6 protein-coding genes and 2 pseudogenes are annotated in these 5886 nt (G+C 64.8%); all 8 read left to right on the forward strand.

Features of this window, described 5'->3' with window-relative positions; genetic code table 11:
* Positions 1-491: pseudogene (locus tag AUC71_RS19180) on the forward strand (nonribosomal peptide synthetase MxaA); the annotation flags it as partial.
* Positions 488-1543, forward strand: coding sequence for a vWA domain-containing protein (locus AUC71_RS04920; RefSeq protein ID WP_069623365.1), 1056 nt, complete (start codon positions 488-490; stop codon positions 1541-1543). The pseudogene AUC71_RS19180 and the gene AUC71_RS04920, both read left to right, overlap by 4 nt.
* A gap of 26 nt (positions 1544-1569) precedes the next feature.
* A pseudogene (locus tag AUC71_RS22575) lies at positions 1570-2100 on the forward strand (pentapeptide repeat-containing protein); the annotation flags it as partial.
* Positions 2101-2227: 127 nt separating this feature from the next.
* Entirely contained in the window at positions 2228-2848 is a 621-nt protein-coding gene (locus tag AUC71_RS20835) for a hypothetical protein (protein WP_244500809.1), read from the forward strand.
* Positions 2845-3843, forward strand: coding sequence for a vWA domain-containing protein (locus AUC71_RS04930; RefSeq protein WP_083238093.1), 999 nt, complete (start codon positions 2845-2847; stop codon positions 3841-3843). Before AUC71_RS20835 ends, AUC71_RS04930 begins: the two co-directional genes overlap by 4 nt.
* Positions 3840-4379: an SRPBCC family protein gene (locus AUC71_RS04935; protein WP_069623366.1), complete on the forward strand. Its 540-nt coding sequence runs from the start codon at positions 3840-3842 to the stop codon at positions 4377-4379. Before AUC71_RS04930 ends, AUC71_RS04935 begins: the two co-directional genes overlap by 4 nt.
* Positions 4380-4390: 11 nt before the next feature.
* Positions 4391-5359, forward strand: a complete 969-nt coding sequence (locus AUC71_RS04940; protein WP_069623367.1) for a YncE family protein — start codon at positions 4391-4393, stop codon at positions 5357-5359.
* Between the two features lie 11 nt (positions 5360-5370).
* The gene (locus AUC71_RS04945) at positions 5371-5733 is read left to right on the forward strand and encodes a trypsin-like serine protease (protein WP_083238094.1); all 363 of its coding nucleotides are present in this window, start codon (positions 5371-5373) and stop codon (positions 5731-5733) included.
* Positions 5734-5886 lie beyond the last annotated feature (153 nt).

Genomic DNA, 5886 nt, shown 5'->3' on the forward strand with positions numbered 1-5886 from the left:
AGCAGCCCGAGGAGGGGCCGGTAGGCTATCTGAGACCGGACGCCGTACCGCGCGCGGTTTCCAGCCGACAAGCCCGCATCGCGTTCGGCGCGGGGCTCGTCACCATGTTGGTGGCGCTTGCGCTCCTTGCCCATCACCAAGCTTGGTGGCCGTTCCGCAAACGCCCGGCGCGTCCCTTCACGCAAGCGTCACGCGTCCTGCGGCGCTTGTCCCGGAATCCGGACGCCGACGCTTATCGCACTGGCCTGCTCGATCTTCATCGCGCCTTCGATGTCTCGGCCGGGCACCGGCTATTCTCCGAGGATATCTCCGGCTTTCTGGCAGGCCACCGCGAGTTCCGTCCGTACGAAGCAGAGATCAGCAGGTTCTTCGCCACGTCGCGCCGCGCGTTCTTCGGTAACGACGTGACGGGTGCGGCCGAGACCATGCCGCTTCCCGCCGTCGCCGCGCTCAGCGCCGAGCTCGGCGCCGCCGAACGGAGGGCCGCGTGAACCTCGCCGTCAGTCATCCCTTTGTGTTGCTCCTTCTGCCGCTCGCGGTACTGCCGCTTCTAGCAACGGCGCAAGACACCGAAGACTATCCGTCGTTGCATGCGGCGAAGTCCGACCCGTTATCCGTAGCGATCGACCTTGCGCTGAGACTTATGGGCGCCATCGCTATCGCGGCGCTCGTACTTGGGCTCGCCGGACTCCATCGTCTCGGGCAGAGCATTGAGCGCCTGGGCGAGGGCGCCAATATCGTGCTCCTCTTCGACCGCTCGGCGAGTATGAACGATACCTTCGCGGGGCAGGCTCCCACCCAAAGCGGCGAGGAATCGAAATCGGCGGCGGCGCGGCGCTTCCTCAAACAGTTCGTCACCAGCCGGGAGCACGACCGGTTCGGCATCGCCGCCTTTTCCACCTCGCCTATGTATGTGATGCCGCTCTCCGACCATAAGGAGGCGACGCTCGGCGCCATCGACGCCATCGAGCAGCCGGGGCTGGCGCTGACCAATGTGGGCAAGGGGCTCGCCATGGCCCTTTCCATGCACGACGCCGATATCCTGTCGACGCAAGGCACGGACGGCGGAATCGCCAGCCGCGCCATCGTGCTGGTCTCCGACGGTGCCGCGGTCATCAATCGCAAGGTCCAACAGAAACTGGAGGCCGCTTTCCTGAAGCGTCCGGTCAATCTCTATTGGATCTTCCTGCGCACGGAGAACTCGCGGGGCATCTTCGACAAGCCCGGGCCGGACGACACCGATACACCCTTCGCCATGCCGGAGCGTCACCTCCATCTCTTCTTCGAGAACCTGAAGATTCCTTACACCGCCTTCGAGGTGGAGAATCCGGCAGCTGTCGGCGAGGCGGTGGCGGCGATCGACAAGCTCGAGCGGCGGCCCATGCGCTATGAGGAGCGCATACCGCAGAAGGACCTGTCGGGCGTGGCCTACGCAGTTGCGGGACTGAGCCTGCTGCTCCTGGTGATCGCCAAGCTGGCCGAGGTCAAAGTCTCCAGGCTGGCGTCTCGCGGCGTCTGGGGATCGGTCTTGCCTTGTTTCTGACTTTGGCGCCTAGCGCGGCCCATGAAGTGTCGGCCGCGGAGATAAGCCGCGAGCAACTCCTGGTTATCTTGGAGGCCTCTGGCGAGGATCGCCCCGACCTGTCGCGCCGCGACCTGACCGGGCTCGACCTGTCGGGCATCGACTTCAAGAAAGCGGACCTGTTCGCGGCAAATCTCAGCGGGTCGGCTGTGCAGGGTGCGAACTTTGCTGGTGCCAATCTCAATCGCATGGTCGCCAACGAGGCAGACTTCGCCGATGCGGACTTCACCGGCGCGGATATGTTCGCCGTGGTAATGAACGGCGCAGATTTGACCGGCGCCGATCTCTCCAACGCCCGTATCATCGGGGAGTTGCGCAAGGCGCGCATGGACGGCGCCAAGCTCGTGAATGCGGATCTCGGCGCGGACCCGGCAAATCAAGGCATGGTGCCGGTGCGGGTCGACATGTCGGGCGTGACCCTCGATGGCGCCGATCTCACCGGTGCGAACTTGGTCCATACCGTGCTCGCCTTTGCCAGCCTGCGGGACGCTACGCTGGTCAAGGCACGTTTCAACTGGGCGAAAATGTCCGGCGCCAATCTGGGTGGCGCCGACGCACGGGGGCCGACTTTTCGAACGCTGATCTCGATGGTGCGACGCTTTCCGATCTCAAAGGCGCGGACAGCGCAACCGGTCTGGAGGGCGAATGATGCGCCGCGCATACGGCAAGGCACAGAGGCCGAGCTTCGGGCGCCGCGCGTTGGGCACGCTCTACGCCGCACGGGTCGTGTTTGTATGGCTTCTCCTCGCTGCCGGCCTTGCGGTCACGATCGCCGCAGGCTGGCACTGGTATGGGGCGTGGCGCGACAATGCGACGATCAAAGCGCTCGCCGCCGGAGAAGATGTGCAGATCGATCCCGAGCGCGCGGCGCCCGCTGTGCTGTTCGCGCGGGCCTACTATCTCCTGAGGCGCGACCGGGTCGACGAAGCGCAAGTCCTGCTGGATCAGGCAAACTTTCGCGCCGATGCGCGGACGCGCGTTCTGATGCTCTATGACGCCGGAAATACGCGGCTTCGCGCGAGTTTCGCTGCGATCGAGCGTGGAAAGTTCGACAGAGCGACGTCGCTCGTGAACCTCGCCAAGGAGGATTACAACCAGGCTCTGCGTCTCGATCCGCAAGCCTGGGACGTCAAATACAACCTCGACGTGGCGGCGCGGCTGGTGCGCGACCTGCCGCAGATCGAGCCGAGCGAAGAGCCGCTGCAGCAAGAGCCGCGCAAGGATCTGTGGAGCGATCTGCCCGGGATCCCGAGGGGGGCGCCATGATCCGCCCCGCCTTTCATGAACTGCGCTTCTGGCTGCTTGCCACAGCACTCCTGCTCGTTGTTGCGGGGCTGGTCCTGCCGCGCGTCAAGCTCACGCGCGATGCCTACGACACCATGGCCTTCGTCGACATCACCTCGAGCATGAACACGCGTGACGTCTCGCTCGACGGACAGCCGGCAAGCCGTCTCGATCTCACCAAGGATCGCTTGAAGCGCTTCGTGGCGGGTCTTCCCTGCCAGTCGAAGTTTGGCCTTGGCCTATTTACCGCGCGACGTGTGTTCGTGTTGTTCGAGCCGGTGGAGGTTTGCGAGAACTTCTCCAGCATCGACGCCGCGATCAGCGGGTTGGATTGGCGTATGGCCTGGGAAGGTGACAGCTTCATAACCGGCGGCGTGCACAACGCGATCCCGGTGGCGGAGGGGCTCGATAGCGATCTTCTGTTCTTCACCGATGGACATGAGGCGCCGCCGCTTCCCTGGACCGGCATGCCAGACTTCGAGGGAGAACCGGGTAAGGTCCCCGGCCTGCTCGTCGGCGTCGGGGGTAACGCATTGGTTCCCTTGAAGAAATACGACGATGCGGGGCGTGAGATCGGAGATCTTGGGGCCGACGATGTGCTCCAGGAGAACCGCTCCGGCCAGCCGCCGCCCGACGCGTCCTCGCGCCCGGGCTGGCATCCGAAATGGGCGCCGTTCGGCGACATGCGCATCAATAACAATGAGCACATGACGTCGTTGAAAGAGGATCATTTGAAGGCGCTGGCGAGCCAGACGGGCCTTGTCTACGTGCGCCTCAATGGTGCCGGTGCGTTGCTCCGCGCCTTCGAGGCGGTGGCCCGCCCACGCTCCGTCGTGGTTGCTACGGATATCAGGCCATACCCAGCGGCCCTGGCGCTTCTGCTTCTCGTCATCCTTTACGGCTTCTTGCCGCTGCGCGAGCGCGTGGCGGGCCGTTCAGCACCGTCCAGAACCGAATTGAAAGGGGCGCATCCATGAGTCTGTTTCGTGTCATCGCGTGTCACGTTGTCCTTGTGCTGTTGGGGGCTGCGTCGGCCGCCGCGCATGGTCCGACCCCGCAAAAGGTGGAGGAGAGCATCGCCATCGCCGCACCGCCGGACGTGGTGTGGGCGGCGGTGAAGAATTTTGACGGGCTCGTGGCGTGGAATCCGCTGGTCGAGTCCAGCAAGGGAAAGGGTGGCAACGTTGCAGGCGGCGAACGCATCGTGGCGCTGAAGTCGGGTGGGAAGCTCACCGATAGTCTCGATGAATATCTCGAAGACGAGATGTCCTACTCGTATCGTCTTGCCACGCCGGACATCGAGGCGTTTCCCGTCAGTTTCTATTCTTCGACTCTTGCGGTGCGTCCCGGTGCCGACGGGGGCAGCGAAGTGATCTGGGACGCACGGCTCTATCGCGCCGACACCGGAAACTTTCCGTCCGAGACTCAGAACGATCAGGCGGCGATCGACGCCGTGGCGCAGTTCTTTCAGGAAGGCCTGAAAACCCTGAAGGAGCAGGTCGAAGCGCAATAGAGGAGGGCGCCATGCTCGCGACGCTCAAGAGGCTGGCCGCGGCGGTTGCGCCGCTGGTCCTGGCGTCAGCGATTGCCGCCTCAGCGCAGGCCGCGGCGCCGCTCCTCTATGTCACCAATCAAAGCGACGGCAGCGTACTGGTAATCGACACGGCGACCGATACCAAGGTGGCGACGCTGCAAGTGCCAGCGGGACCGGCCATGATCACCGCCTCACCCGGCGGCCGGCGCCTCTACATCACCCATCCGGAAACGGGCCAAATCTCGATTCTCGACGGGCAGGCCATCGGGCGGCCAAAAGTGCTCAATGTCTCCGGGAAGCCGTTCGGCATTGCGGCCATGGGCGACGGCAGGCTCTTCGTGAGCGATTGGGACCGAGATCTCCTTGTGGTCCTCGACGGTGAGACCGGCGAGAAATTCGCCGAGATCAAGGTCGGCCGGGCGCCGGCGCAGGTGGCCGTCGCGCCGCATGCCAAGCGGGTCTTTATCGCCAACCGCGAGGACAACAGCATCAGCGTGGTGGATACGGACCGGCTGATCGTGATCGCCACGGTGAAGGTCGGCCACGCCCCGTTCGCGCTTGCCGTGTCGCCGGCGGGAGACCGGGTTTATGTCGCCAACGTTCAGAGCGGCGATGTTTCGGTGCTGGACGCGAACAGCCTGGCGCACCAAGGCACGGTGCGCGTCGGCGCCATGCCTTATGGCGTGGCGGTCTCGCCTGGCGGAGACCGGGTGCTCGTCGCCAACCAGCAGTCGGGGACGGTGAACGTGGTGGATGCCGCGTCTCTGGTGCCGACCTATCGCGCCAAGGTCGGGCGCTACCCTGAAAGCATCGTCATGCTGCCTGACGGGAGCAAAGCCTATGTGGTCAATTGGATGTCCAGCGATATCTCCGTGCTCGACGGCGAGACCGGGCGCGAGTTGAAGCGGCTGGAAGCCGGCGACGGCGCGCGCGGTCTTGTCGTCGTGCCGTCCGGCTAGCCAGGCCCGTGATGAAGGGACCTATCTCAGGTTTCACCCGGGCTTGCGCACTCGCCGTTCTTGCGTCCTCACTCGGCTGCTCGGACGCATTGGCGCTTCCCGATGCAACGGCGGACGGCGCCGACCGCTTTCCCTTCGTCGTGGCGATTAGGGCCCAGGGGCGCCTGATCTGCTCGGGCACGCTGCTCTATCCCCGCATCGTGGTGACTGCGGCGCATTGCCTGCAGCAGGTCGCCTCCTGGCGCGGCATGCGCATCTATGTGGAGGACTATTTGCCGCCCGAGACTCTTTCGATCGGCGTGGTCAAGGGCGGTAGAACCAAGTCCTACGCCCGTGGCCGAGACCGAAATCTCGCCGCGCTGGCTCCATTCTGAGGCCGGGCAGGGGTCGGGTATGCGCCTGCCTCACGATCTCGCGCTGCTTGTTACGGAAGAGCCCATCGATGTCGGCATGCCGCTCGCCGGATGGGACCGCACTAGTCCGCTGACGCCGAGCTCGCCCTCGGGTGCAGCGCGCATCGCGGCGTG

The sequence above is a fragment of the Methyloceanibacter marginalis genome, assembly GCF_001723295.1.
Taxonomy (GTDB): Bacteria; Pseudomonadota; Alphaproteobacteria; order Rhizobiales; family Methyloligellaceae; genus Methyloceanibacter; species Methyloceanibacter marginalis.

Bases quoted from the DNA above. Each gene is read 5' to 3' on its own strand.
- AUC71_RS20835 (WP_244500809.1), top strand. From the start codon at position 2,228: ATGATGCGCCGCGCATACGGCAAGGCACAGAGGCCGAGCTTCGGGCGC.
- AUC71_RS04930 (WP_083238093.1), top strand. From the start codon at position 2,845: ATGATCCGCCCCGCCTTTCATGAACTGCGCTTCTGGCTGCTTGCCACA.
- AUC71_RS04935 (WP_069623366.1), top strand. From the start codon at position 3,840: ATGAGTCTGTTTCGTGTCATCGCGTGTCACGTTGTCCTTGTGCTGTTG.
- AUC71_RS04940 (WP_069623367.1), top strand. From the start codon at position 4,391: ATGCTCGCGACGCTCAAGAGGCTGGCCGCGGCGGTTGCGCCGCTGGTC.
- AUC71_RS04945 (WP_083238094.1), top strand. From the start codon at position 5,371: ATGAAGGGACCTATCTCAGGTTTCACCCGGGCTTGCGCACTCGCCGTT.